Source organism: Stenotrophomonas sp. WHRI 8082 (assembly GCF_040223995.2).
Taxonomy (GTDB): Bacteria; Pseudomonadota; Gammaproteobacteria; order Xanthomonadales; family Xanthomonadaceae; genus Stenotrophomonas.
Genome location: NZ_CP167826.1, coordinates 249,163 through 273,656 on the forward strand (window position 1 = coordinate 249,163; position 24,494 = coordinate 273,656).

The 24,494-nt window shown below is 66.4% G+C and carries 18 protein-coding genes; 2 read left to right on the plus strand and 16 right to left on the minus strand.

Annotation, left to right across the window (positions count from 1 at the left end):
• Nucleotides 1–3: 3 nt before the first annotated feature.
• The 3 genes from ABRP17_RS01055 to ABRP17_RS01065 all read right to left on the minus strand — a co-directional run bounded on the left by ABRP17_RS01055 (nt 4) and on the right by ABRP17_RS01065 (nt 4,911).
• Entirely contained in the window at nt 4–1,320 is a 1,317-nt protein-coding gene (locus ABRP17_RS01055; RefSeq protein ID WP_349985585.1) for a sugar MFS transporter, read from the minus strand.
• 44 nt (nt 1,321–1,364) lie between these two features.
• Nucleotides 1,365–2,420 (minus strand): LacI family DNA-binding transcriptional regulator, encoded by a 1,056-nt coding sequence (locus tag ABRP17_RS01060; RefSeq protein ID WP_188324192.1) that lies wholly within the window; start codon nt 2,418–2,420, stop codon nt 1,365–1,367.
• A 94-nt stretch (nt 2,421–2,514) separates the two neighbouring features.
• Nucleotides 2,515–4,911 (minus strand): GH92 family glycosyl hydrolase, encoded by a 2,397-nt coding sequence (locus ABRP17_RS01065; protein ID WP_372487042.1) that lies wholly within the window; start codon nt 4,909–4,911, stop codon nt 2,515–2,517.
• A gap of 476 nt (nt 4,912–5,387) precedes the next feature.
• On the opposite strand from ABRP17_RS01065, the gene ABRP17_RS01070 reads away from it, so the two are divergent.
• Nucleotides 5,388–8,453 (plus strand): TonB-dependent receptor, encoded by a 3,066-nt coding sequence (locus ABRP17_RS01070; RefSeq protein WP_349985583.1) that lies wholly within the window; start codon nt 5,388–5,390, stop codon nt 8,451–8,453.
• 88 nt (nt 8,454–8,541) lie between these two features.
• On the opposite strand, the gene ABRP17_RS01075 is transcribed toward ABRP17_RS01070, so the two are convergent.
• From ABRP17_RS01075 to hisS, 12 genes are all read right to left on the minus strand, one after another.
• Nucleotides 8,542–10,926 carry a GH92 family glycosyl hydrolase gene (locus tag ABRP17_RS01075; RefSeq protein WP_349985616.1) on the minus strand — a complete coding sequence of 795 codons (2,385 nt, stop codon included), beginning with the start codon at nt 10,924–10,926 and terminating at the stop codon, nt 8,542–8,544.
• A 174-nt stretch (nt 10,927–11,100) separates the two neighbouring features.
• Complete coding sequence (locus tag ABRP17_RS01080) at nt 11,101–12,693, minus strand: calcineurin-like phosphoesterase family protein (RefSeq protein WP_349985582.1); 1,593 nt, start codon at nt 12,691–12,693, stop codon at nt 11,101–11,103.
• Nucleotides 12,694–12,993: 300 nt separating this feature from the next.
• A complete protein-coding gene (gene hisIE, locus ABRP17_RS01085) occupies nt 12,994–13,629 on the minus strand; it encodes a bifunctional phosphoribosyl-AMP cyclohydrolase/phosphoribosyl-ATP diphosphatase HisIE (RefSeq protein WP_349985581.1) in 636 nt (211 codons plus the stop codon).
• Nucleotides 13,619–14,395 carry an imidazole glycerol phosphate synthase subunit HisF gene (gene hisF / locus ABRP17_RS01090; protein ID WP_192093722.1) on the minus strand — a complete coding sequence of 259 codons (777 nt, stop codon included), beginning with the start codon at nt 14,393–14,395 and terminating at the stop codon, nt 13,619–13,621. Before hisF ends, hisIE begins: the two co-directional genes overlap by 11 nt.
• Entirely contained in the window at nt 14,389–15,123 is a 735-nt protein-coding gene (hisA, locus tag ABRP17_RS01095) for a 1-(5-phosphoribosyl)-5-[(5-phosphoribosylamino)methylideneamino]imidazole-4-carboxamide isomerase (protein ID WP_349985580.1), read from the minus strand. The genes hisF and hisA overlap by 7 nt, the downstream gene beginning before the upstream one ends.
• Nucleotides 15,120–15,722: an imidazole glycerol phosphate synthase subunit HisH gene (hisH, locus tag ABRP17_RS01100; protein ID WP_188324199.1), complete on the minus strand. Its 603-nt coding sequence runs from the start codon at nt 15,720–15,722 to the stop codon at nt 15,120–15,122. Before hisH ends, hisA begins: the two co-directional genes overlap by 4 nt.
• Nucleotides 15,719–16,792, minus strand: coding sequence for a bifunctional histidinol-phosphatase/imidazoleglycerol-phosphate dehydratase HisB (gene hisB / locus ABRP17_RS01105; RefSeq protein ID WP_349985579.1), 1,074 nt, complete (start codon nt 16,790–16,792; stop codon nt 15,719–15,721). The genes hisH and hisB overlap by 4 nt, the downstream gene beginning before the upstream one ends.
• Complete coding sequence (gene hisC, locus ABRP17_RS01110; RefSeq protein WP_349985578.1) at nt 16,789–17,883, minus strand: histidinol-phosphate transaminase; 1,095 nt, start codon at nt 17,881–17,883, stop codon at nt 16,789–16,791. The genes hisB and hisC overlap by 4 nt, the downstream gene beginning before the upstream one ends.
• Entirely contained in the window at nt 17,880–19,175 is a 1,296-nt protein-coding gene (gene hisD / locus ABRP17_RS01115) for a histidinol dehydrogenase (RefSeq protein ID WP_349985577.1), read from the minus strand. The genes hisC and hisD overlap by 4 nt, the downstream gene beginning before the upstream one ends.
• Nucleotides 19,172–20,083, minus strand: coding sequence for an ATP phosphoribosyltransferase (gene hisG, locus ABRP17_RS01120; RefSeq protein WP_188324203.1), 912 nt, complete (start codon nt 20,081–20,083; stop codon nt 19,172–19,174). Before hisG ends, hisD begins: the two co-directional genes overlap by 4 nt.
• A gap of 40 nt (nt 20,084–20,123) precedes the next feature.
• Nucleotides 20,124–20,432 carry a YerC/YecD family TrpR-related protein gene (locus ABRP17_RS01125; protein WP_349985576.1) on the minus strand — a complete coding sequence of 103 codons (309 nt, stop codon included), beginning with the start codon at nt 20,430–20,432 and terminating at the stop codon, nt 20,124–20,126.
• Between the two features lie 173 nt (nt 20,433–20,605).
• Nucleotides 20,606–22,003, minus strand: coding sequence for a histidine--tRNA ligase (hisS, locus tag ABRP17_RS01130; RefSeq protein ID WP_188324205.1), 1,398 nt, complete (start codon nt 22,001–22,003; stop codon nt 20,606–20,608).
• Between the two features lie 214 nt (nt 22,004–22,217).
• On the opposite strand from hisS, the gene ABRP17_RS01135 reads away from it, so the two are divergent.
• A complete protein-coding gene (locus tag ABRP17_RS01135) occupies nt 22,218–22,889 on the plus strand; it encodes a helix-turn-helix domain-containing protein (RefSeq protein ID WP_349985575.1) in 672 nt (223 codons plus the stop codon).
• A 315-nt stretch (nt 22,890–23,204) separates the two neighbouring features.
• Here the strand turns inward: ABRP17_RS01135 and thrC are convergent, their stop codons facing one another.
• Entirely contained in the window at nt 23,205–24,494 is a 1,290-nt protein-coding gene (gene thrC, locus ABRP17_RS01140) for a threonine synthase (RefSeq protein ID WP_349985574.1), read from the minus strand.

Here is a 24,494-nt window from a genome sequence, read left to right on the forward strand (position 1 = left end):
GACTCAGCCTCCGCGCGGTGCGATGGCCGGCAGGCGGGCGCCTGACAGGCCGAAGAAGATCACGTAGCCGTAGCACAGCAGCGGCAGGATGAAGCTCGGCTGCAGACCGATATGGTCAGCCAGCACGCCCTGCAGGTACGGCACCAGCGCGCCACCGACGATGGCCATGATCAGCAGGCTCGACGCCTTGTTGGTCAGCGGCCCCAGACGCTCGATGCCGAGCGCGAAGATGGTCGGGAACATGATCGAGTTGAACAGGCCGATGGCCACCACCGAGTACAGCGCGACCTGACCCGAGCTGGCCATGGTGGTGCCCAGCAGCACCACGTTGATGGCGGCGAACAGGGCCAGCATGTGGCGTGGCGAGTAACGGGTCAGCAGCGCCGAGCCAGCGAAACGGCCGATCATCGCCATGGTCCAGTACGCAGACACGTAATGGGTGGCCTGCTGCTCGGTGAAGCCGCCGATGGTCGGCATCGACAGGTAGTTGACCAGGAAGCTGCCGATGGACACTTCGGCGCCGACGTAGAAGAAGATGCCCAGCACCGCGAACAGCAGGTGGCGGTGACGCAACGCGGCGCCGTAGCTCTGCTGCGGGCCATCGTCCACCTTCTCCACAGCCTCGCTCAGCGTGGGCAGGCGGAACAGATAGACGAACAACGCCAGCAGCACCAGCGCGATCGCCAGGCCGATGTACGGGCCCTGCACCGACTGCGCTTCGGCTGCGCGGTAAGCCGCCTGTTCGGCCACCGACAGTGCATTGATTTCATCGGCACTCTTCACCGTGTTGCCGAGGATCAACAACCCGCCGAAGATCGGTGCGATGGCCGTGCCCAGCGAGTTCAGCGCCTGCGCAAGGGTCAAGCGGCTGGAACTGGTTTCCACCGGCCCCAGCAGCGCGACGTACGGGTTGGCGGCCACCTGCAGCACGGTGATGCCGGTAGCAAGCACGAACAGCGCGCCCAGGAACGCACTGTACTCACGCAGCTCGGCCGCAGGCCAGAAGCCCAGCGCGCCCACGCCGGCGATCAGCAGGCCGGCCACGATGCCTTTCTTGTAGCCCAGGTGGGCCACCAGCCGGCCCGCAGGCAGCGACATCAGGAAGTAGGCACCGAAGAAGGTGAACTGCACGAGCATCGCGCGCGCATAGTTGAGCTCGAATACCGCCTTCAGATGCGGGATCAGGATGTCGTTGAGGCAGGTCAGGAAGCCCCACATGAAGAAGATCGTGGTGGCTACGCCCAGCGCCATGCGGGTGTTGACCGGCGGTGCGCCTTGCCCGGGCGTGGTGTTGAAACGGGGCGTTGATGAAATCGGCATGCGGGTTCGCGCCTCGGTGCGCGTAGGTTGAATGTGGAAGGGAGTCAGTTCGGACGGGCCGCGCTGCTTTCGCGGATGCGCAGCTGCACGGGGGCAACGGTGCGCACGGGCGGCGCATCGGGAGACTGTACGCGCTGCAGCAGCAGCTCGGCGGCTTGCCGACCGCGCGCGCGCGGGTCGACGGTCAGCGTGGTCAGCGGCGGCACCGCCACCGACGCTTCGGGAATGTCATCGAACCCGGTCACGGCGAAGTCGCCGCCCGGACGGATGCCGCGTGAGGTCAGGCCCAGCATCAGGCCCAGCGCCACGGTGTCGTTGTAGCAGACGGCTGCGCTCGGACGCAGGCCATCGACAAACAGCTCATCCACCCGCCGCGCCGCTTCAAGGCGGTTGGGCGCTGATTCGATCAGCCATTGCGGCGTCACCGCAAGGTTCGCTTCAGCCAGCGCCTGCTGATAACCGGCGCGGCGCTGCTCGCAGGAACTGGAATCGGCGTGACCCCCGAAGAAGGCGATGTCACGGTGTCCGCGCTCGATCAGGTGGCGGGTTGCCAGGTACGCGCCCTGCTGGTTGTCCAGCGCCAGGAAATCCCAGTCCGCCCCGACCAGCGCACGATTGAACAGCAGCACGTTGGCCGTGGGGCCCAACGCCTGGCGTACCTGTGCCGTGTCGCTGCCCTCGGCCGGCGACAGGATCAGGCCTGCCGGCGTGTGCTCCATCAGCGTGCCCAGCACGGCCTGCTGGCGCTGCGGCGATTCACCCGTACTGCCCAGCAGCGTCACATACCCCTGCTCGCCCAGCGCCTCGTCCACGCCCGCGGCGAATTCCGCGAAGAACGGATTGGACAGGTCGTTGATCACCAGCGCCACGCTGGACGAGGTGCGACGGCGCAGGTTCGCCGCCGCACGGTTGTAGACATACCGCTGTCGCCGCAGCTCGGCTTCCACCTTGGCGCGCGTATCCACGTTCACCAAGGGGCTGCCCCGCAGCACCAGCGATACGGTCGCCCGTGACACGCCGATCGCCTGGGCGATGTCGGTCACGGTGACGGCACGCTCCCCGCCTTTGCGCGGGGGCTTTGTGCTGCTGGCGTCATTCATCCTGGAATGGACCCTGGGATCGGATAGGTACCTGAATCATAGCGGGCGCAGCCTGCCATGCCACGGGTGCATGCAGCGAAGGCATCGCAACGCTTCATTCCAGCACGCTGCCCGGCGCGGCGCAGTAAGACACCGGCAGGTCCTTGGTCGCGGTTCCCCAGCCCTGCTGCGGTGCCTGCGCACCCAGTGTCCAGGTGATGTCGGCGCCACGGCGCAGGGTTTCCCAGTCCAGCCACACGGCCGAATGCGCCTTGCCATCCACGTCCACGCCCTGCACGTACTGCAGCGCACGACCGTCCGCGCCAGGGGCCCGCAGGGTCAGCTGACGGCCATTGCCGAGGGCGACATCCACCTTGGCGAAGCGCGGCGCGTGCAGCAGGAACTCACCGCTGCCCGGCACGGCCGGATACAGGCCGAGCGCACTGAACAGGTACCACGCCGACATGGTGCCCAGGTCGTCGTTGCCGGTCACGCCATTGGGTGCGTTGGTGAACAACTGCTGCGCGGCACGCACCACCGTGGCCGTCTTCCAGGGCTGCCCGATCAGCGTATACATCCACGGTGCGTGCAGGTCCGGTTCGTTGTTGGGGTTGTAGCGGTACTGGTTGTAATAGCTGTATGGGCCCACCACCCATTCCTTGCGCGCGGCCTGCAGCGGATCGGCCAGCAGGGCATCCATCGCGAAGAACGCATCCAGTCGCTTGCCGGCCTGCTCGCGGCCGTGCATCGCGTCCACCAGTCCGGGGACGTCCTGCTGCGCCAGCCACTGGTACTGCCACGCGGTGCCCTCATGGAAGCCATGGTGCGAACGCGGGCTGTAGTGACCATCGGACGGGGTGTACCACTGTTCGCCCTCGGTGCGCGGCCGCGGGAAGCCGGTGAACCCGGTCTCTTCGTCGCGCACCGACACGTCCCATACGTTGCGCCAGTTACGTCCACGCTGACGCAGGATGGCCGCGTCGGCGGCATGCCCCAGGCCATCGGCCATCTGCGCGAGCGCGCAGTCGGCCAATGCATATTCCAGGGTCGCCGAGCCACCATGGTGCGGATCCACGTCCATGCCCTTGGACGGGAATGCGCGGTCATACACCACATACCCCTTGTCGAGGTAGGACGGGTTTCCCGAGCGGCCGGCCGCACGGGAGTTCAACGGCGGCACGTCGAAGGCGTTGCGACGCAGCGCCGACCACGCTTCCTGCTCACGGCCTTCCAACGCACCGAAACGCCACAGGTCGGCCATGAACGGCGTTACCGGGTCACCGGTCATGATGTTGGTTTCGAAGTTGGCATAGCCCCAGCGCGGCAGCCAGCCCCCTTGCTCGTCGATGGCCAGCAACGTGCGGCCGATATCGCGCGCCACCTTCGGCCGGGTCAGCGCCAGCCACTGGTTCTGCGCGCGGTAGGTATCCCACAGCGAGAAATACTCGTAATACGTCCAGCCGTCGGCGCGATGGATCACATCGTCGTAGCCCCGGTAACGACCATCAGCATCACTGCCGGTCAGCGGCTGCAGCAGCGCGTGGTACAGCGCGGTGTACAACACGGTGCGGTCATCCTTGCTGCCGCCGTCCAGTTTCACCGTCGACAGTTCCTCGCGCCACGCCTCCTGCGCGAGGCCGCGCATGCGGTCGAAGCTGAGCAGCTTGCCGCCCTGCATGCCGTCGCTGCGCATGTTGGTGCGCGCACCTTCCGCGTCCACGTGCGAGATCGCGCTGACCGCTGTCACTGCACGGCCCTTCGCCATGTCGAAGCTCAACCACGCACCGTTCGGCTTGGCCTCGCCTTCCATGCTGTGGCGTGCGCCGGCCAGGCCGCGCTCTTCGCCCCACACCCCGTGGGCCTTGAACGGACGATCGAACTCGATGCGGAACCACGTCGTGTACTGATGGCCACCGCAGAAGCTCTTGGTGACCAGCTTGCCTTCCACCACGCGATCACCGACCACATCAATCACGCTGCCGATCACCGAATGGCGTTCGTTGGCCTGGCCGACGTTGACCAGCACGTGACCTTCTTTCTGGCCTGCCGCGAAGGTGTAGCGCTCGGCGGCGGCACGCGTGCGCGCGGTCGCTTCGGCATCGATGCCGCCGTAGCTCGTCAGCTTCACCCGGTAGTAACCGGCCTGCCCCACTTCACCGGCGTGGTCGTAGGTGGAGGCATACGCCTTGTGGTCGAAGGCCTTGGGATTGGTGATGTCGAAATCGCCGCCCGCGCCGATGGTGCCGGTGACCGGCAACACGGAGACCTGGCCCCCCTGCTCCCAGCATCCTGCGCCGGACAGGAACGAATGGCCGAAGCCGCGGATTTTCTCGTCGTCGTAGCGCCAGCCGGCATAGTGGCTGCCGATCGGGCTGACCTGGATCAGGCCGAACGGTGCCGAGGCACCCGGGTACGTGTTGCCGTCGTCCTTGCTGCCGATGAAGGTGTTCACTTCCCGCTCGAGCGCAGCCGGTGCCGCCTGCAGCGCGGGTGCGACGGACAGGGCGATCACGCACACCAGTGAGGCGAGAGGCGTGAAGACACGCAGGGGGGAACAACGTCGGAAGGTCACGTTCACTGGCTCCTTGAGGGCGTCGGGGCGTCGGATCCGAACCGGCAACACGTCCGCGAAGATCCGGGCGGCATCCATGTTCGGGCGATTTAGATCGATTGAAGTAAACATGAACGATCGCCGCCGTGCATCCTGCAGCGCAACATCACGCCCCGTGCGGGCGGGCCAATAGCGTCTGCAAACGTTTTCATATTGCGCAGCAGCATGCCAGTTGCGTCGGGCCGTGTTAAAAAATGCGCGCCAATCGTTTAGATCGATCCAACTTCAAACGGTCACGATTGCCGGGTTCGGAATCCGACAGCAACGCCATCAGGTGCCCTGTCTCTCCTGCCCCACGCTTGCGGTCTCGCGTCGACACATAAGATCGATTCAAGTATTTCGTATCAGCCAACGGTTCGATCCAGGAGAGGGAGAGAATGAATTACATGTCACACAACTACGGTCGCCACACCTTGTCGGCAGCCATTGCATTCGCCTTGGCGGCCAGCGTGGCGCCGGCGTCTGCCCAGGATGCTGCGCCGTCCACGCCCGCCGCATCGCCCAGCGCCACCACGCTGGACAGCGTCAACGTCACCGGCTACCGCTATGCGATCGAAAAGAGCCTGCAGCAGAAGCGCGACGCCAATGCCGTGGTGGAAGTCATCACTGCCGAAGACGTGGGCAAGTTCCCCGACAAGAACGTCGCCGACGCACTGCAACGCGTGCCGGGCGTGGTGATCACGCGCGACGGCGGCGAAGGCAAGAATGTCAGCGTGCGTGGCCTGGATTCGGATCTCACCCTGACCCAGCTCAATGGCAACTACGTCGCCACCTCGGAAACCAACAACGAGGCCTCGCGTTCGTTCAACTACACCCTGCTGCCGTCGAACATGCTGGAGAGCGCGGAGCTGTTCAAGTCGCCCGAAGCCCGCATCGATGAAGGTGGCATCGGCGGCACGGTGATCCTGCATACCCGCCGCCCGCTGGACATGGAGGCCAACTCCGGCTTCGTCAATCTGGAAGGCGTGTCGTCCGACACCAGCGACGGGATCGATCCGCAGATGTCGGCGCTGTATTCCTGGCATAGCAACGATGAGCGCTTCGGCGTGCTGATCGGGGCCACCAAGCAGAAGCGCACCAACCGCAGCATGGAAGTCAACGTCGATGACTACCAGTGGTACGGCAACGGTACCGACGCGGTGGACGCCTATGGCAACAAGATCACCCAGGGTGGCGTGAAGTACTGGTGGGGCGAGTCCGGCTTCAACAACCAGACCGGGCAGAACTACAGCGAATTCTTCATGCCCACCGCAGTGGGCTTCGGCGTACGCGAAGAAGAGCGCGAGCGCACCGGCGGCCAGTTCACGTTCCAGTTCAAGCCGGTGGACAGCCTCACCCTGACCGCCAATTACTTTCGCTTCGAGCTGTCCGGCGACTACACGCTCAACCGCGCAGCCATCCCCGAGTGGAACATCGCGCGCTTCAACGGCGACGGCAACTGGGCCGGCGGACGCCTGCTCAATGGCCTGGACTTCGATTCCAGTGGCAGCGTCGTCACCGGCGCCCAGTATGAAAAGCTGGCGGGCAAGGCCTATTACTGCAACGAGGCCGAAGCGGCCGCCGCCGGCATGGCGCCCGGTGGCTGGGGCCCGGATGACTGCACCATCCCCACCCCGCAGCTGACCGGCACCTACAGCAAGGAAAAAGCGCTGTCGCAGACCGCCGACCTGACCGTCGACTGGGACATCAGCACGCTGACCAAGGCCACCTTCAAGGGCGGCCGTACGTGGTCCGAGGGTGGCCCGTCCCTCAACTTCCGCATGTCGGCCAAGCCGCGCCGGCAGGTCGATGGTGCCTGGCAGAACGGCAACAGCTACAGCGCGTGGGACCTGACCGGGACACCCACGGCCACCTTCTCGCCTGACCTGCAGCAGCAGCTGATGGCCGGCATCGCCGAGATCGACACCGGGTCGACCGATTCGTCATGGCGCGAAACCAGCATCGAGCAGAACTACTTCCAGGCCGACGTCACCCGCATGTTCGAGTCGGGCTGGATGGATTCGATCCAGTTCGGCCTGAAGTACCGCGACAGCAAGGTGCACCGCAATACCGGCAACACCTACTGGGTGTGCCAAGGCGCTGACCCGGCCGATTACGAGGCCCGCTACCAGTTCAAGAACTGCAACGATCCGCAGAAGGACGTGGCCCAGCCGGGCTTCTTCCTGTCCAACCCGATCGACAACATCGCAGGCGGCTTCAACGCCAATGTACTGCCGGGCGTGAACTACCCGGCCTACATCGACTACCTCAACGATCGCTATGGCGGCATGCAGAACCGCCGCGAACCCGACTTCGTCTACGACGTGGGCGAGAAGGTCTACTCGGGCTATTTCCAGGCGAACTTCCGTACCGAGCGCCTGCGAGGCAACATCGGCGTACGCATCGCACAGACCCGCCAACACGCCGCTTCGAGTGACTCGGTCGAGCGCTTCGAGGACTATTTCGTCGATGGCGCCGACGGTAATCCGCTGGCCTGCCCGCCGACCGGTGCGCCGGCCGGCACCGTCTGCGAATCGGGCTTCGTCCGCTCCGACGTCCGCGAAAAGTCGTACGCGCTCTCATCGCTGGACAAGACGTACACCGATGTACTGCCCAGCTTCAACATTGCCTGGGACATCACCGACAACCTGGTCCTGCGCGGTGCCGCGTCGAAGGTGATCGCCCGCCCGGGCTACACCAGCATCGCCTACCCCGGCGGCCTGGAGTACATCAGCGAGGAGTACAGCAACGACCGTCGCGTGGCCGGTGGCACCTTGACCCCGGGCTGGTACGGATCGGGCAGCAACAAGCAGCTGGAGCCGTTCGAAGCCCTGCAGTACGACCTGGGCCTGGAGTACTATTTCCAGCCGGGCGCGGTGGCCGGCGTCGCGCTGTTCCGCAAGGACGTGGACAACTTCACCGTGCCGGTGGTAGCCGACCAACAGATGATGGTCGGCGGTGAACTGGTGACGGTGCAGAACTATTCCACCGAAGCCAACGGCCGTGATGGTGTGTCGCAGGGCGTGGAAGTCTACGGTCAGTACACCTTCGACATGGGCTTCGGCGTGCAGGCCAACTACACCTACAACGACACCAACCTCGCCTCGATCGTGCTGGATGGCGAGAACATCGGCGCATCGCCGCTGGTGGGCAGCGCCAAGAACCAGGCCAACGTGACCTTGTTCTACGAGAATGACAAGTTCCTGGCGCGCGCTTCGTACAACCGTCGCGGTGAAGTGGTCGGCGGCCTGAACAACGGCATGACGGTGTTCACCGAGCCCTACGATCAGCTGGACCTCAACGCGGCCTACAACCTGACCGAAGCGCTGACCGTTACGGCATCGGTGCTCAACGCCACCAAGTCCGAACAGCGCACCCACCTGGGCGGTGACACCAAGGCCCGCCTGATCTCCAACATCTACAGCGGCCGTCAGCTGTACTTCGGGCTGAACTACAAGTTCTGATCCGACGGTTTCCGGGGCAGCCGCGCCGTGCTGGGCGGCTGCCTTTTTTTGTTCCGGCAACGCCGCGACCTGCGCGGCGCCGATTCCTTTACGGCGTGGATGCCGACGTCGATGCACAGCGCGAGACAGGCAGATCCGCGGCGCGGGTACCCCAGCCATCCACCGGTGGAATCGTGCTGAGATCGAAGTCGATGCTGCGCGCGGCCCGGAGCTGGGCCCAGTCCACCCACACCGGGTGATGCTGGCGCCCATCGATCCGCACGCCGCTCACGTACTGCAAGTCCCGGCCGCTGGCACCCGGCGCCCGCAGGGACAGACGGCCAGACGCCTCGCCAAGATCCAGCGTCACACCGGGAAAGCGAGGGGCATGCAGAAGAAACTGCCCACTGCCCGGCACGGCAGGAAAAATGCCCAACGCACTGAACAGGTACCACGCCGACATCGCGCCCAGATCATCGTTGCCGGTCACCCCGGCGGGCCCTTCGGTAAACAGATGCTGCGCAGCGCGGACGACGGTTGCGGTCTTCCACGGTGTCGCCAGCAGCGTGTACATCCAGGGCGCATGCAGGTCGGCCTCGTTGTTGGGGTTGTAACGGTACTGGTTGTAATAATCGTACGGGCCAACCACCCACTCCCTGCGCGCCGCACCGGCCGGATCGGCCTGCAGCGCGGGATACGCGAAGAAGTCATCAAGCCGCTTCACCGCCGAATCGCGCCCGCCCATGGCCTGGGATAGTCCCACCACGTCGTGCTGGGCCAGCCACTGATACTGCCATGCGGTTCCTTCGTGGAACCCGCCTTCCGAGCGTGGTGTGTAGTCCCCTCCGCCGTACCAGCTGCCGTCGGCTATGCGCGGCCGCGGAAACCCGGTATGCCCCAGGTCCGCGTCGCGCAGGGTGTCGTCCCAGATACTTTTCCAGTTCTGGCTGCGCGCGCGCAGCACGCTGGCGTCCTGCGTCTGCCCCAGTGCATCGGCGAACTGCGAGAGTGCACAGTCGGCCAGCGCATACTCCAGCGTCGCCGACGCGCCGTAATGGGGATCGGCATCCATGCCTTTGGCAGGCCAGCGCTTGTCGAACAGCACGAAGCCGTTCTGCCGGTAGCTCACATTGCCGGACCGGCCAGCGTGACGTGATGCAGCGGGCGGCATCTCGAAGGCATTTCTGCGAAGCGCGTGCCAAGCGTCCTCCTCTCGGCGCCGCAGGGCGCCAGCGCGCCAGAGGTCAACGAGGAAGGGCGTCACGGGATCCCCGGTCATGATGTTCGTTTCGAAGTTCGCATAGCCCCAGCGCGGCAACCAGCCCCCTTCCCGCTCGATGGCCAGTAAGCTCTGCGCGATGTCGCGTGCCACCTGCGGGCGCACGAGGGCCAGCCATTGGTTCTGTGCCCGGTAGGTGTCCCATAACGAGAAGTACGCGTAATACGTCCATCCGGCCGCGGAATGCAGCGCGTTGTCGTAGCCGCGATAGCGGCCATCAGCATCGCTGGCCGTCAGCGGCTGCAGGTGGGCGTGATACTGCGCCGTTCTGAAGACCGTCCGATCACCCGCGCTGCCCCCGTCCAACGCCACCAGATCCAGTTCCTGCTTCCAACGGGCGCGCGCCGAGGCGTGCATCTGCTCGAAGGAGCGCAGACCCCGATCGTCGTGGCCCTCCGCCAGCAGATTGTTGCGTGCGCCTTCGCCATCCACAAGGGACAACGCACTGACAACCTCCACCGCACGATCGCGCCCCAGATCGAATGTCAGCCACGCGCCGTTCAGGCCGTAAGTGTTCGTACTGTCGCCGCTTCCCTCTACGCCACCGGCCCCGTTCCAGGTCCCCTTTGCAGTGAACGGACGGTTGAACTGCAGCCGGAACCATGTGGTGTAGCGCGTCCCCCCACAGAAGCTCTGGGTGACGACACTGCCCTCCACTGCGTTGTCACCCACCACATGGATGTCGCTGGAAACGACCTGGTGTCGCTCGTTCGCCTGTCCGACATTGACCAGGATGTGCCCTGTCTCGGCGCTTCCAGCAAAGGTGTATCGCTCCGCCGCCGCGCGCGTAAGCGCTGTCGCTTCCACATCGATGCCACCGTAGTCGACAAGTCGGGTCCGGTAGTAGCCGGCGCGGCCCACTTCGCCGTCGTGGGTTGACCGGGCGGCATAGCGGCGATGGTCAAAGCTTTCCGGCCGACGGGTGTCGAACTGCTTGCCGGGACCAATGCTGCCGATGACCGGCAGCACCGACACGTGGCCGCCCTGCTCCCAGCAACCGGCGCCGGACAGAAACGAGTGGCCGAACCCGCGAATACGTGCTTCGTCGTACTTCCACCCCGCCCAGTGCTCTGCCGTAGGGCTGACCTGGATCATGCCAAAGGGCGCGGACGCGCCGGGAAACGTGTTGCCGTCGTCCTGGGTGCCGATGAACGTGTTGACCTCGTCCGGTGATTCCACCGCCAAGGCGACAGAAACCGCGCCGACGAGCAGCATGAGCACCCCGCAGGTGGCGCGCACGCCCCTGCTCAGCAGGCGTGGTGATGACAGTGTCCAATGGCGGCACATGGGCGGATTCCTCGACCTGGGCTGAGAAATCCACAGTGCGCGCCTACCGCATCCCCGCCTATCAGCGCATGCGCCGCTCCGGCGTCGGCGGGCGGGTCGGCGTCAGGGCGTGGCGGTGGCCAGACTGTAACGGGTGTTCGCCGTGAACACCGATCCATCCGGCTGGGTCGCACGCACATCGACATTGTGCTCGCCGACCGCCAGATCGGTGGGCAGCGCGCCGCGCCACAGATGCGGCGACGCCGTGGCTTCAGGGGACCGGTCGTAACCGCGCAACGTCGTCGCCAGGTCATCGGCCACGTTCTCCTGCTGCAGCCGCGGATCGCCCTGCCGCACCTGCTTCATCGGCTGCCATGCGCCACCGTCGACACGGAACTCCACCCGGGTGGCATCCTCGCCCATGTACACATTGGCGAACACGCCCCACGCCGGATACGCCCCCTGGCGCAACACCTTCGGTGCATGCAGGCCGATCTGGTCGGTGTCGGCTGCACCCGCCACACGGTACTGCAGGCGATAGCTGCCGTTGCCGGCAACGTCCAGCAGCGCATAGCCCTTTGGCGTGCCATCACTCATCGTGCTGTCCGGCACGCCGTGGCGGTCTTTCACCCCCGACCAGAACGCACCGCAGTTCGCGCCTACGTTGTACTCGTGCAGCGGTTTTTCGCCGTGCCAACCTTCGCCAGCGGCATGGTAGTAGTGCTGCTGGGTGTGGCTGTGGCCGCTCAGCACCAGCACATTGCTGAAATCCTTCAGCAGGTCGAACAGGCGCTGGCGGTCAGCGTGACGGAACGTCTCGCGCCCCGGTGCCGCGTCGAACAGCGGGATATGCATGCCCAGCACCAACAGCCGATCGTGGCGCAGGCCCTTCAGATACTGTGCGATGAAGGCGAACTGGTCTTCGCGCAGCCCTCCGATGTAGGTCGGCTTGGCATTCGGGTCATAGACCACGTCGTCGAGGAACAGGAAGCTGGCACCGCCCTCCTCCACCGCATAGGTGTCCGGGCCGTACACGGCGCGCCAACTGTCCAGCGAATGGGCATCCGTGGCGGCATCGAAGTCCAGATCATGGTTGCCCGGGACGTGGAACCACGGCATGCCCATCTGTGTGGTGACCTGGTTGATCGCCGGGTACAACGACAGGTCGTCGTTGACGATGTCACCCAGCGTCGTGCCCAGGCGCGCCTTGGTCCGGCCCGCGAGCGGTTTGACGATCGACTGCTCGTAGTACCCGATGTCGCGCAACGTGGCGGTCTGCGGGTCGGTGAACACCAGCATCTGGAAGCCGCGCCGAACGTCATGCTTGTCCGGTGTCAGCGCGAAATCGTAGGCATTGACCGGTGTGACCGTCGGCGCGATACCGTTGTACTTCAGCGCAGGCGAACCCTGTGGCGCGTAGTGCCGCCAGAACGCCGGCAGGCCATCGGGGCCGACCGCCATCCGGTAGCCATCGGGCTTGATGATGAAGACCGTGTCACCCGCTTCGACCGGCAGGCGATAGCTGCCGTCGGCGCTGGTACGCACGATGCTGCGGCCATTGGAGACCTGCACACCGCCCATGCCCGGGTCGGTGGCACCGCGCCCCGGCTTGCCGTCGCGGTCCTGGTATACCCGTCCACTGACGGTGATCGCATCTGCGAATGCGGGCGCGCTGGTGAGCAGCAAGCAGCACAGCCAGGCGGCAGAGAGTTTCATGGTTGGACAGGTCCAGATCAAAGTCGGGGGCATTGTAAAGCCCATGCCCCGTACAAGCGTGTTACGCGCGCCGATGTCGGCCGCCTCTGCGGCCTCTGCCTCCGCGTCGGCCTCCGCCTCGGCCTCTGCGGCTGCGCCTGCGGCTGCGGCTGCGGCTGCGGTAGAGCCGACTTCAGTCGGCTGGTTGTATCCGCAGCCGACTGAAGTCGGCTCTACCAGATCCACACCACATCAGCGAAGGAACCGTTCGTGATCACCCGCACGCCGTTGGCGGACTAACAACCACCAGCCCCAAACAACTCAGCGGTGCCGTACCTGCAGCAGGTCGCGCACATCCTGCAGGCCCAGCCCGCGTGCGCGCAGCAGCACCAGCAGATGGAACACCAGATCGGCGGCTTCGCCCAGCAGTTCTTCGTCACCCTGCGCAACTGCGGCCAACGCGGCTTCCACTCCCTCCTCACCCACCTTCTGGGCGATGCAGCGGATGCCCCCATCGAACAGCGACGTCGTATAGCTACCCGCCGGTCGCTCCGCTTCACGTGTACGCACCAGCTGGTCAAGCTCGCCGATGAAGTCCTTTGCGGCCTGCGGGAAGCAGCTTTCCGCACCGGTGTGGCAGGTCGGTCCTGCCGGCCGCGCCATCACCAGCAACGTATCCGCGTCGCAGTCAACCGCGATGGACTGCACCACCAGCACGTTGCCGGACTGCTCGCCCTTGGTCCACAAGCGATCCTTGCTACGGCTGAAGAAGGTCATGTGACCGTGCTGCAGAGTGACCTGCAGTGACTCGGCGTTGACGTAACCCAGCATCAGCACCTGCAGGCTGTCGGCATCCTGCACGACGGCAGGCAGCAGCCCATCGCCCTTGCCCCAGTCCAGGCCCGCCAGCGCCGCACGGTCGGGCAGCACGTTGATGATTGCAACTTCAGTAGACATCCCGGACCTCGATCTGTTGTTCGCGCAGATAGCGCTTCAATTCGGGAATGGCGATGGCGCCGCTGTGGAACACGCTGGCGGCCAAGGCCCCATCCACGTCCGCCTGGTCGAAGACCTGGGCGAAATGTTCCGGCGTACCTGCCCCACCCGATGCGATCAGCGGCACGTGGCAGGCCGCGCGCGCATGGCGCAGCTGCTCCACGTCATACCCGCGCCGCACCCCATCACTGTCCATGCAGTTCAGCACGATCTCACCGGCACCGCGCTGCTGCACCTCACGCACCCAGTCCAGCGTGCGCAGCGCCACCGCCTGCGTCTTGGACGGGTCGCCGGTGAAGCGGCGCACCCGCCACTGTCCGTCGGGCTCGCGCACCGAATCGATACCCACCACCACGCATTGCACGCCAAATGCCTCGGCCAGCTCGCTGATCAGCTCAGGCCGACCCAATGCCGGGGAGTTGATCGAGATCTTGTCCGCACCGGCATGCAGCACGCGCCGCGCGGTCTCCACGTCACTGATGCCGCCGGCAACGCAGAACGGGATGTCGATCAGCCGCGCGATGCGCTCGATCCATGCGACGTCCACGCTGCGCCCGTCCGGGCTGGCACCGATGTCATAGAACACCAGCTCGTCCGCGCCCTGATCGCGATAGCGAAGCGCCAGTTCGGCGATATCGCCCATGTCCACGTGGTCGCGGAAGCGCACGCCTTTCACCACGCGGCCATCGCGTACGTCCAGGCACGGAATGATGCGGCGACTCAACATGCCAGTGCCTCGGCCAGGTCCATGCGCTGCTCCAGCAGCGCCTTGCCCAGGATCGCGCCGCTGCAGCCTGCCGCTCGCGCGGCGACCACATCGGACACGTCGCGGATGCCACCGGAGGCCTGGATCGCGACGCCGGGCAGCAGCGCGGCGAGGTGCCGATAGAGGTCGATGTTGGGTCCGGCCAGCATGCCGTCACGGGCGATGTCCGTGCACAGCAGGTGGCGCATCCCGGCGGCAGCGTAACGCTGCGCCAGCGCATCCAGGGTGACACCGGCATTCTCGGTCCAGCCATGGATCGGCAGCTGCCAGGTGCCCGCCTCATCCTGGCGGGCGTCCAGCGCGATCGTGATGCGTTCGGCGCCGAACTCCGCCAGCCAGCCGATCACCGCCTCCGGCTCGCGCACGGCCAGCGACCCCACCACGATGCGGCTCGCGCCGGCGTCAAGGATACGCACCACGTCATCGCGGCCGCGCACGCCGCCGCCGGTCTGCACGTCCAACCCAGCCTCGGCACGGATCTGCCTCAGCAGCGGTGCCAGCGTGTAGCCACCGGCGCGTGCAGCGTCCAGATCCACCAGATGCATCCAGCCCGCGCCCTGTGCGGCGAAGGCCTGCGCACGCGGAAGCGGATCATCGCCGTAACGGGTTTCCTGTGCGTAGTCGCCCTGGCGCAGGCGCACCACGCGGCCTTCGCGGATATCAAGGGCGGGATAGACAATGAAGCTCATGCGGCGGTGTCCTGCAGGAAGTTTTGCAACAGCAATGCGCCGGTATCACCGGAACGCTCGGGGTGATACTGCGCACCGAAATAGCGACCATGCTCGACCACCGCGCTGAACAGCCCGCCATGGTCACAGGCGGCGACCGTGTGGGCATTCAAGGGCGCCGCGTAGCTGTGCACGAAGTAGGCACTGGCGCGCTCCGGGATACCGCGCAGCAACGGCGACTCACGCAGCGGCAACAGGCGGTTCCAGCCCATGTGCGGCACGCGTATGCCGGTGGCGGGCACCAGCTTGCGCACCGTGCCGGGGATCAGTCCCAGCGTCTCGACGCCGCCCTCTTCCGATCGCTCGAACAGCAACTGCATGCCCAGACAAATGCCCAACAACGGAACCTGCAACTGACGCAGTGGCTCGAACAGGCCTTGCCCATGCAGCCGCTGCATTGCCGGCACCGCGGCGCCCACGCCAGGCAGGATCACCCGTGTTGCGCCGCGCAGTTCGTCGGCGTTGCGCACCAGGCGCACCTCTGCACCCAGACGTTCCAGCGCGTAGCGGACCGAGCCGAGGTTGGCCCCGCCCGCATCGATCAGCGCAACGGCACTCACAGCGCCCCCTTGGTGCTGGGCAGGTCGGTGCCTTGGCGGGCCACGGCCGTGCGCAGTGCACGGGCGAGTGCCTTGAAACAGGCTTCGACCTTATGGTGATCGTTGTCGCCGCGCACCTGCAGGTTGAGGTTCAACCCGGCCGCGTCGCACAGAGAACGGAAGAAGTGCGGCACCAGTTCGGTTGGCAGGTCACCCACCCGCTCGCGCTTGAACTCGCCGTCGAAGACGAAATACGGACGGCCGCTGAAATCCAGCGCCGCACTGGCCAGGGTTTCGTCCATCGGCAGGGTGAAGCCGTAGCGGCCGATGCCCCGCTTGTCGCCCAGCGCCTCGCGCAGCGCCTGGCCCAGCGCAAGCCCCGTATCTTCGATGGTGTGGTGCTCGTCGATATGCAGGTCACCTTCGGTCTGGATCCGCACCGAGATGCCGCCGTGCTTGCCGATCTGTTCCAGCATGTGGTCGAAGAACGGCAGCCCCGTGTGTATCTGCGGCTCCGCTGCTTTGTCCAGATCCAGCTCCACGCGGATGCGCGTTTCCTTGGTGTTGCGCTGGACGACAGCCGTGCGAGGTGCATCGGCAAGCGCGTGTGCGATACCGGGCCAGTCCCACTCGCCACCGAACTCTTTGGTACGCAACTGGAAGCCGCGGATGTTGAGGTTCTCGGCGAACTGGATGTCGGTGGGGCGGTCGCCCACCATCGCCGAGCGTGTCCAGTCGATGCTGCGGTCCTGCAGATACCGCGTCATCAGGCCGATGCCGGGCTTGCGCGTGGGCAGGTTCTCATGCGGCCACGAACTGTCGATCAGCACGTCACGGAACCGGATGCCCTGGCTTTCGAAGACGTGCATCATCAGCGCGTGCGGCGCATCGAAAACAGCGCGTGGATAGCTCTCGCTGCCGAGCCCATCCTGGTTGCTGACGATCACGAACTGCCAGCCCGCATCGCGCAGCCGGATCAGGGCAGGAATCACGTCCGGCACGAAGCGCAGTTTCTCGTAAGCGTCGATCTGGTGGTCGGCCGGTTCCTCGATCAGGGTGCCGTCGCGGTCAATGAACAGAATGGGGGTCATGCGGCAGCCCTCCGGGCCGAGAGCGCGGCAAGCACGCGTTGGTTTTCCTCAGGACTACCGATGCTGATCCGCAGCGCATCGCCCAGCTGCGGGGCTGCGCGCTGGTCGCGCACGACGATGTCGGCCGCCAACAGGGCATCGAACGCGGCCTGCGCGTCATCGAAACGCACCAGCAGGTAGTTGCCGGCAGACCGGTAGACGCGGCGCACGCCGGGGGCTGCCTGCAAGGCATGGAACAAGCGCTCGCGCTCGGACACGACGCCGGCGATCCGGTCACTGGTCTTCGCCAGTACCGCAGGCTGCAGCGCAGCCACCGCCAGTTCCGCACACGGCTGGGGCACGGGATACGGCGCTTGGCAGCGGCGCAGCACGGCAATGAGCTCGGGCGCTGCAATCAGCGTACCGATGCGGGCCGCGGCCAACGCGTGCGCCTTGGACAGCGTGCGCAGCACGGCGATGTTGGGGTGCGCTGCCAGCAACGCGGTGGCCGAGGCCTGGCTGCTGTACTCGATGTAGGCCTCGTCCACCACCACGATGGCCTGGCCCTGCAATGCCTGTGCAGTACGCACGACATCCGCGGTGGCGATTTCGCTGCCGGCCGGATTCGAAGGGGAGCACAGGAACACCAGACGCGCACGCTGTTCGCGTGCCAGGTCGATCACTGCGTCGATATCCACCTGCAGCCCCGCAGGCGCATCCAGCAGCGGAATCTCCAGCAGCGGCGCACCCTGCAGGCGTGCGCACACGGCATACATGCCGAACACGGGCGGTGTCACCAGCACGGGATCAGTGCCGGGACGGCAGAATGCACGCACCAGCAGGTCGATGGCCTCATCGCTGCCGCGGCCGACCAGCAACTGCGCGGGCTGCATGCCGTACACATCGGCAAGTGCCCGCAGCAGTGCCGGCGGCTGCGGATCGGGATAGCGTCGGCTGCTGCCCTTCGCATCGGCCGGGTTCGGCCACGCCGATTCGTTGGCGTTCAACCAGACCGAGCCCTGCACGGCGCTGCTGCGCGCCGAACTGTAGCCGGCGAAGGACTGCAGGTCCGGGCGCAGCAGGTCCAGCACCGCCTGTATGCCCTCGCTCATGCCACGGCCCCCATGCGCAGTGCCACGGCACGCTCATGCGCGTCCAGGCCCTCCGCACTGGCAAGAATGCGCGCGCAACCGCCGATCGCCGCGATGCCTTCAGCGCTGGCACGCTGCACGCTGATGGTGTTCTGGAAACTGGCCACGCTGACCCCGCTCCAGGCGCGTGCCGCACCGGCCGTTGGCAGCACATGGTTGGTGCCACTGCAGTAGTCACCCAGTGCTTCGGGGGTGTAGTCACCCAGGAACACCGAACCGGCGGCCTGCACCTGGCCCAGCCACGCACGCGGTTCGCGCAGCGCCAGGATCAAGTGCTCCGGCGCATAGCGGTTGCTGATATCGAAGGCATCCTGCAGGCGATCCACCTGGATCAACCGCGATGCCGACAAGGCCTGGCGGGCAATGGTTTCGCGCGGCAGCAGCGCGACCTGGCGCTCCACCTCCGCTTCCACCGCCTGCAGCAGCGCCTCGTCATCGGTGAGCAGCAGCACCTGGGAATCCGGGCCGTGCTCGGCCTGCGACAGCAGGTCTGCGGCGACGAAGGCCGCGTTGGCGCCGGCATCGGCGATTACCAGCACTTCGGACGGGCCGGCCGGCATATCGATCGCCACCCTGCCGTCCTGCGCGACCTGCTGCTTGGCCTCGGTGACGAAGCTGTTGCCGGGGCCGAACAGCTTGTCGCACGCGGGCACGCTGGCCGTTCCGTACGCCATCGCAGCGATCGCCTGCGCGCCGCCCAGCTTGAACACGCGTTGCACACCGGTCAGACGCGCCGCAACCAGCACCGCCGGATCGGCACTGCCATCAGCACGCGGCGGCGTGCACAGCACGACCTGCAGGCAACCGGCCAGCGCTGCCGGCACGCCGAGCATCAGCGCCGTGGACGGCAACGGGGCACTGCCCGCAGGCACGTACAGACCCACCCGGCCGATCGGCCGGATCATCCGCTCACAATGCACGCCGGGGGCGGTTTCCACCGAATAGCCTTGGCTCATGCCGGCTTCGTGGAAGCGCGTAATGCGTGCCGCCGCTTCTTCCATCGCCGCGCGCAGCGCCGCAGGCACGGCCTGCTCGGCGGCGTCGAACTCGGCCACCGATACCTCGATGTCATCGAGCTGCACCCGGTCGAAACGCGCGGTAATCGCGCGCAGCGCGTCATCGCCGTCTGCGCGCACCTGCGCGATCAGTGCCGCCACGGCCTCGCGCGTCTGCGCGGCAACAGCCTGCACGGGGCGCTGCAGCGCGTCGCTGCGTGACAGTTCATCCAGTTGGGACCACATCAGACGATTCATGCCAGCGACCGCTCCACGCTCAATACCATCAGGCCCTGGGCGCCTGCGCGCTCCAGTTCTTCCATCCGCTGCCACGACAGCGGCCCCGGGCACATGGTCTGCAACCGCAGCGCACCGTCATCGGCGGGCAACCGCACCAGCGGCTCGGCATCGGCCAGCAGTGTTTCCAGTGCCGCGATGCGCGACGGGTCGGCGCGGAACATCAGCAGCTTGCGATCCTGCACCTGCACCACGCCATCCAGCCTGCGCAGCAGCATGGCCAGCAACGCGCCGCGCGCGTCGTCGGGGGCATGCACGGCGCCGGCCAGGACGGCTTCGCTCTCCAGCAGGGTCTCCACCGGCTTGAGCTGGTTGGCGCGCAAGGTGCCGCCGCTGGACACCAGGTCGCAGATCAGTTCGGCAGTTCCCAAGCGCGGTGCGATCTCCACCGAGCCGGACAGTTCGACCACCTGCGCGTCGATCCCGCGCGCGGCAAGCCAGTCTTTCAGGATGGCCGGATAGCTGGTGGCGATGCGGGTGCCGGCCACCTGCGCCGGACCCTCCCATTCCCATTCTTCGGGGACGGCCAGCATCAACCGGCAGGCACCGAAGCCCAACCCGCGCAGTGCTTGGAAGGCCGGCTTCAGGCCACGCTGCACGCGTGCCGCGCCCTGCTCGTCCAGCTCGTTGCGGCCGACGATGCCGAGGTCACACACGCCATCGGCGATCAGCCCGGGAATGTCATCGTCGCGCACCAGCAGCAGATCCACCGGCAGTGATTCGCCATAGCAGAACAGCTTGTCGCGGCTCTCGCGCCAGCTCAGGCCACACGCGCTGAGCAGGTTGCGCGCGGGTTCGGCCAAGCGCCCGTTCTTCTGGATGGCGATACGCAGCCGGTCTCGTGCCGGGGCTGCCTGGAGTGCACTCATGGGGGAAAGTCTCTTGGAATTCAGGGGTGGAGCATTCGGTTCAGCGCGTGGCGAGGCGCGCGATGGCGGCAGCGTAGCCACGGTGGCCATGCTCCAGTGAACGGGCCACGCGACCGGTAGTGGTCACGCTGACGCCGGTTCGCTCATGGATCTCGCGGTACGGCATGCCCTGCTGCAGCAACGGCACCACTTTCCAGCGGTCGGCAATGGCTTCCAGTTCCGCCGGGGTGCACAGGTCACGCAGGAACGCGGCGACCTCCCCGACGTCATCCAGCGCGGCGAATGCGTCAGCGAGCGATGCAAGGTCGGCCTGGGTGTCTTTCGGGTTCGGGGCGGGACGGGCTTTCATGGGATCGCAGCAGGTATCAATGTAATAGCGTGCTAGTACATTAGCGCAAATCCCGGTGACCGGTCAAATCCCGGGCAAAAAAAACCCACCGATTAAGGTGGGTGGTTCGGCGGCGCGTGTCTTGGGCGGGGATCCCTCTCACCGAGCGAAAGGGATCCCGCCCCGGGCAACCCTCACGCCATGGCGCGGGCCTGCTCCAGTTCGACCTGCAGCGTGCTGGCCAGCTCGTCACGGGATACTTCGAACTGCTGTTCGCGCAGCAGGTCTTTCACTGCCACCACGCCGCGCGCCAGCTCGTCTTCGCCGGCCAGGACGACAAAGCGGATACCCGCCTTGGCCGCGTACTGGAACTGCTTGCCGATCTTCTTCGCTTCCATCTGCACCTCGGTGTTGATGCCACCGATGCGCAGCCGGCGGGCGATGTCCAGCGACTGCGGCATGCCCTGCTCGTCCATCAGGGCGACCAGCGCGTGCACGCTGCTGGCCTCGATCCCTTCGATCAGGCCGGCTTCGCGCAGCTGCCAGAACAGCCGGGTCAGGCCGATGGAAATGCCCACGCCCGGCAGCTTGGACCTGCTGTAGTGGCTGGCCAGGTCTTCATAGCGCCCACCCGAGCAGATCGAGCCGATCTGCGGGTGGTCGGTGAGCATCGTTTCATACACCGTGCCGGTGTAGTAATCCAGGCCGCGGGCGATGGAGAAGTTCAGGCAGTACGCCTGCTCCGGCACACCCAGCGCCTTCACCAGCTGCAGCACTTCGCGCAGCTCCGCCACGCCGGTGCGCAGCGTGTCCGTCGCCGCCGCGTCGGCCTCCAGCAGCGCCAGCTGCGCCAGTGCATCGTCGTGCCCCTGCGAGCGCACCGCCACGAAGGCAAGGATCCGCTCGACCTGATCGGCCGGGATGTTGAAGTCGGCGCCGACCAGCGTCTCGCGCACGTAGTCCGGTCCGCGCTTGTCCAGCTTGTCCACTTCCCGCAGCACGGCCAGCTGGCGTTCGCCCTCGGCTACGCCCAGGGTTTCGAAGAAGCCGCGCAGCAGCTTGCGGTTGTTCAACTGCACGGCGAAGTCACCGATGCGCAGTTCGGCGAATACCGCATGGATGACCGCCAGCACCTCCGCGTCGTAACGGATGCTGAGCGCATCCTTGCCGATCACGTCGATGTCGCACTGATAGAACTCACGGAAGCGGCCGCGCTGGGCCCTCTCGCCGCGGTAAACGCGCTGCATCTGGTAACGGCGGAACGGGAACGTGAGGTCGTGTTCGTGCTCGGCCACGTAGCGGGCCAGCGGTACGGTCAGGTCGAAGCGCAGGGCCAGTTCCGGCAACGAGGCGTCCTCGGCCTGCGCTGCATTGGCCAAGGCACCGGTGGACTGGACGAAATACACCTGGCGCTCGGTTTCGCCACCGGATTTGGTCAGCAGCACGTCGGACAGCTCGAACACCGGCGTCTCCACCGGCAGGAACCCGAAGCGCTCGTAGTTGCGGCGGATGACGTCCAGCATGCGCTGGAACGCGATCTGCTCGCGCGGCAGCAGTTCCATGATGCCGGGCGGGGTACGGGGCTTGATCACGTGGGGCTCCTGCAGAAAACGGGGGAAGGGCAAGGGCGGACATTGTAGCGGCAGCGCCGTCCGCCGCGCCCGCGTCCGGGCGCATCGGCCACATGTCGTATCATGGCCACTTCCCCTCGCAGCGCGCTTTGCCCCCCACGCCATGTCGCGGTTCGATTCCAGCCCTGCCGATGCCTTCCGCCCTGCCACGCCCGGCTGCTCGACATTGGACTGCATGCACTGTTCGGTACGCCATCTGGCGGTCTGCTCGGCGCTGTCACCAGAAGAAGGCCAGGCGCTGGAGGCCGTTACGGTGTCCCAGCAGGTGGCGATGGGCAGCACGCTGGCCCGCAGTGGTGAACCCCGCCACCATGTCTATACCTTGACGCAGGGCGCATTGCGGCTGGTGCGCACGCTGTCCGACGGGCGCCGGCAGATCAACGGGTTCGTCTTGCCCGGCGATTATCTGGGCCTGAGCGGCAGTGATCTCCACCGCCACGATGTCGAAGCGATCGCCGACAGCCGCGTCTGCCGCGTATCGGTGGCCCACATGCGCGAGCTGCGTGATCGCTACCCGCACTTGGAGCGCAAATTGTTGCAGCGTGCCTGCCAGGCGCTGGACGATGCGCAGGATGCAGCACTGTCGCTGGCACGCCTGCAGCCACCGGAGAAGGTCGCCGATTTCCTGCTGCGGCTGGCCGAGCGCGAAGTGCGCCTGGGCGGCGTGGCCCTGCGTGTCACCCTGCCGATGGGGCGTGGAGACATCGCCGATCATCTCGGCCTGACGATGGAAACCGTCAGCCGCACCTTCACCCGCCTTCGCCAGCAGGCGCTGATCGCCCTGCCCCATTTGAGCGTCGTGGAGATCCTCGACGAACCCGCCCTGCGTCGACTGGCCACCGGCTGAGCCGTTCGAGGCCACGCAGCGTCGGACGGAATCCGCCGAGCATGGCTCGGCGCTACGCGCATTGGCCGCGGTCGCGGGGGCCATGATCATCGGGTAGCGCCGACCCATGGTCGGCGAGCGCAGCGGCACGGCCGACGGCAGGCACTACAACGTCGGACGCAATCCGCCGAGCGTGGCTCGGCGCTACGCGAATCCGCTGCGGTCGCGGGGGCCCGTGATCATCGGGTAGCGCCGACCCATGGTCGGCGAGCGCAGCGGCACGGCCGACGGCGGGCACTACAACGTCGGACGCAATCCGCCGAGCGCGGCTCGGCGCTACTGCTGCAACACGGCCCGCAGCGCGCCATAGTCCGCCGCCATCGGTTCGGCATGCGTCGGCCGACGCAGCAGCGCCTCCAGTGCAGGCGGCACCTCCAGCGCGGTGCCGATCAACGGCTCCACCACCGATTCGAACTTCGCCGGATGCGCAGTGGCGACGACCGCCCAGTCCCCCTTGGCACCCTGCGTACGAAGATCATCCAGCACCCGCACGGCCGTCGCGGTATGCGGACAGAACACCTCGCCGGTGCTGGCGAACGCACTGGCGATGGTCGCGCGGATCGCCACGTCATCCACACTGTATGCGGTGAACGTCTCCCGCAGCGCGCGATCATCCCCCGCGAACAGCCAGCGCAGCCGCTCGAAGTTGCTGGGCGCGCCGACGTCCATCGCATTGGCCGTCGTGGGCACACTCACACCCGGGCTGAAATCTTCGCCGGCGAAGTAACGCGGCAGCACATCATTGGCATTGGTCGCCAGCACGATGCGTCCAATGGGCAGGCCCACCGCGCGTGCCAGGATCGCCGCCATCGCATTGCCGAGGTTGCCGGTGGGAATCACCAGATTCAGCAGCGCGCCCCCGGCCTGCTGGTGCTGCAGCGCGGCGTGCGCGTAGTAACTCATCTGCGGCAGCAGCCGGCCCAGGCTGATGCTGTTGGCCGAACTCAACGGCACCTGGGCCTGCAGCTGCGTATCCGCCAGCGCCTGTTTCGCCAGGGCCTGGCAGTCATCGAATGATCCGGAAACCCGGAACGCCTGCACGTTACCGCCAAAACACCCCAGCTGGTGCGCCTGTCGCGGCGACACCCGGCCATCCGGGTACAGCACCACCACGCGCAGTCCAGGCTGCCCATGAAACGCGGCGGCCACTGCAGCGCCGGTATCTCCCGAGGTCGCGACCACAATCGTCAGCGGCTGGGCATGCCCCGCCCGCAGGCGCGCCAAGGCGGCAGCGAGGAAACGGGCACCGACATCCTTGAACGCCGCCGTTGGGCCATGGAACAACTCCAGCACATGGTCGCCGCGACGCGCCAATGGCCGCAGCGGCAGCGGGAAGTCGAAGGCCTCGTCGCAGATCTTGGGCAGTGCATCCGACAATACGTCGCCGTCAAAGAACGGTGCCAGTACCTGCGCGGCCGTTTTTGCCAGCGAATCGGTGGCGACGAAGCGGCGCGCCGCTGGCAGCTGCTGCGGCACGTAAAGGCCGCCATCAGGGGCCAGCCCCGCGGCAATGGCTGCGCTCAGTGATACGGGTACGGACTGGCCGCGAGTGGAAACAAAGTGCAT